The sequence below is a fragment of the Spirillospora sp. NPDC046719 genome (assembly GCF_040645715.1).
GTDB lineage: Bacteria > Actinomycetota > Actinomycetes > Streptosporangiales > Streptosporangiaceae > Spirillospora.
The window spans coordinates 1-2465 of the sequence record NZ_JBEYYT010000784.1; the positions used below are offsets into that span (position 1 = coordinate 1).

At 71.3% G+C, this 2465-nt stretch carries 3 protein-coding genes; all 3 read left to right on the top strand.

The features are described from left to right. Positions 1-1029: exonuclease/endonuclease/phosphatase family protein (locus ABZ914_RS50165; protein ID WP_500201644.1), on the top strand; the 1029-nt coding region annotated here is incomplete at its 5' end. After that, positions 1026-1976: a DUF6772 family protein gene (locus ABZ914_RS50170; protein WP_500201645.1), complete on the top strand. Its 951-nt coding sequence runs from the start codon at positions 1026-1028 to the stop codon at positions 1974-1976. The genes ABZ914_RS50165 and ABZ914_RS50170, both read left to right, overlap by 4 nt. A 14-nt stretch (positions 1977-1990) precedes the next feature. Next, the gene (locus ABZ914_RS50175) at positions 1991-2347 is read left to right on the top strand and encodes a hypothetical protein (protein WP_500201646.1); all 357 of its coding nucleotides are present in this window, start codon (positions 1991-1993) and stop codon (positions 2345-2347) included. The last annotated feature ends 118 nt before the right edge of the window (positions 2348-2465 follow it).

Here is a 2465-nt window from a genome sequence, read left to right on the forward strand (position 1 = left end):
GCGGCGGCCGCGCAGGCCGCCGCGCCGGGCCGGCACCCGCGCGGCTTCGATCTGCGGATCGCCACCTACAACACGTGCGGGCACGGCTGCCTGCCGACCGAGCAGGAGTGCGTCGACACGATCGGCCGCGACTGCGCGACCAAGCTGGCCCCCTGGGCGGACGGCCGCGCCGCCGGGGTCGCCGACGACATCGTCCGCGCCCGCGCCGGCGTCGTCGTCACGCAGGAGATCGGCAACAACCCCACCCCGACCCAGCCGGGCGTGGACGTCGAGTCGTTCCGCGCGCCGCTGACCGCGGCGATGCGGGCGCGCGGCTACGCCGAGGCGCCCGCCGACTACGCGGGAACGCGCAACCCCTGGTACGGCTACCCGCTCAAGTCCGGCGCGGGCCGGTTCACCTACTACGACGCCCGCCGGTTCTCCGACAAGGACGAGCGCGGCCGGGCCCTCCCGCACGACCTGCTGTGGCTGCCCGACTCCACCGAGATCTACGGCAAGACGATGACGTGGAACGTGCTGCGCGAGCGCCGCACCGGCACCCGCTTCGTCGTCGTCGACATGCACCTGGAGTACCGCAAGAACGGCGCGACCGACCCCAACGGCTGGACGAAGAACTGGGACCAGGTCCGCTACGCCGACGCCACCCGCACCGTGCAGTACCTCACCCGCGACAACGCGTCCACGCGGCGGCTGCCGATCGTGTTCGCGGGCGACATGAACTCCGCCTCGAAGCAGGACGGCGCCAGCGCCTACGACGCGTTCGCCGACCTCGGCTACGCCGACTCCTTCGAAGCGGCCCCGGCGAACCGGCGCTCCAACGCCGAGTACGCCTCGTTCAACGGCGGGAAGATCCCGCTGCCGAAGTCGGAGGACAAGATCGACCACATCTTCGTCAAGGCCGGCACGCCCGTCCGGCAGTGGACGCTCGTGCCGCAGACCACCGCGCAGGCCGGCGAGCCGCGCGACCTGCTGCGCAGCGACCACAACCTGGTGAACGCCACCGTGAGGATCGAAGGGGCCGCTCGATGACCGCCACCGCGAGCGGACGCTCCCTGGCCGCCGAGCTCCGCAAGGCCGACCCCGCGCTGTCCCGGTTCGACCCGCTGGACCGGATCCTCGTCCACGACGACTTCAACACCGGCACGCACGGCTGGATCGAGCTGCTCGGCAACTACGACGGGCACGGGAACCTCGACACCGTCGACGACCACATGCGCGACTTCCGGCCGCCGCAGCTCAGCTCCTGCAACTTCTTCGACGTCGGCACGCACGGCGCGATGTCCGGGACGTACGCGCTGAAGGTCGCGACCCGGCCGCTCGCCGGGCACACCGGCGTCGCGATCCGCCGGCTGACGATGTCGGGGCGCGGCCGCGTGCAGTTCGAGGCGTACCTGACGTTCAAGACCGAGGCGGCGTCGGAGGAGAACCAGGCGGCGACCAAGGCGGGCGCAGGGGAGTGGGACGCGAACCTGCACCCGTCCGAGCAGCAGTTCGGCGCGTTCACCATCGCGACCGACATCTGCGACGGCGTCCGCTACCACTGCGTCGCCCGGTACCTGAACACCGATCTGGACAACAACCTGCGGCGCGAGTGGGTGTACCCGACGGTGCCGGAGCCGACGCCGCGCGAGCACTTCGAGGGCAGGCTGAAGCTGCCGCCGACCGCGGACTTCACCGCCCCCGACCCGGACGACTGGAAGGCGTTCGGCGGTCCGCAGGAGCTCTGCTACAACGAGGTCCCGACCAAGGTCAACTGGCACTACGTGCGGTGGCTGATCGACACGAGCACGCGCTCCAACATCGAGCTGCAGGTCAACGACACCGTCTACGACATGCGCGACGTGCCCGTCCCCCCGTACGACGAGGAGTACGGGTCCCTGCAGAACCTGCTCAACTTCTACGTCTCGGTCAGGACGCACACCGACGTGCGCAACTTCCTGTACCTGGACTCGGTACTGATCTCGGTGGACTGGTGAGGAGCCCCGGCAGCATGCGCGAGTCGTTCACGGCCGTCCTGGAACGCAACCGCACCCTGGCGGGCGAGTTCGCGACGGAACCCTACGAGGCGGCCTGGGCCGCGGAGGCGCGCTGGTTCGTCCGGACGCTGAAGCGGACCGGCGCCGGCACCCGGCTGCGGGTGACGACCCAGATCTCGCCCGACGGCCTGCACTGGTGCGACCTCGACGCCGGCCGCGAGATCACCGGCGACCTGGAGAGCTGGGAGTCCGCCGGCTTCGGCGGCTGGCTGCGCCTCAAGGGCACCGTCGAGGCGGGGGACGGGGACGGGCCCGAGCCCGCGACCGGCCCCACCGCCACCGTGATGATCTATCTCGCGCTGAAGAGCTGAGGGAGCGCCGTCATGGACCTGCGAAGGCGCGAGTTCCTCGCGCTGGCCGGCCTGGGCGCCTCCGCCGTGGCGCTCGGCGGCTGCGGCGACTCGCAGTCGTCGTGGCTGGCCAAGAAGT

Bases quoted from the DNA above. Each gene is read 5' to 3' on its own strand.
- ABZ914_RS50170 (WP_500201645.1), top strand. From the start codon at position 1,026: ATGACCGCCACCGCGAGCGGACGCTCCCTGGCCGCCGAGCTCCGCAAG.
- ABZ914_RS50175 (WP_500201646.1), top strand. From the start codon at position 1,991: ATGCGCGAGTCGTTCACGGCCGTCCTGGAACGCAACCGCACCCTGGCG.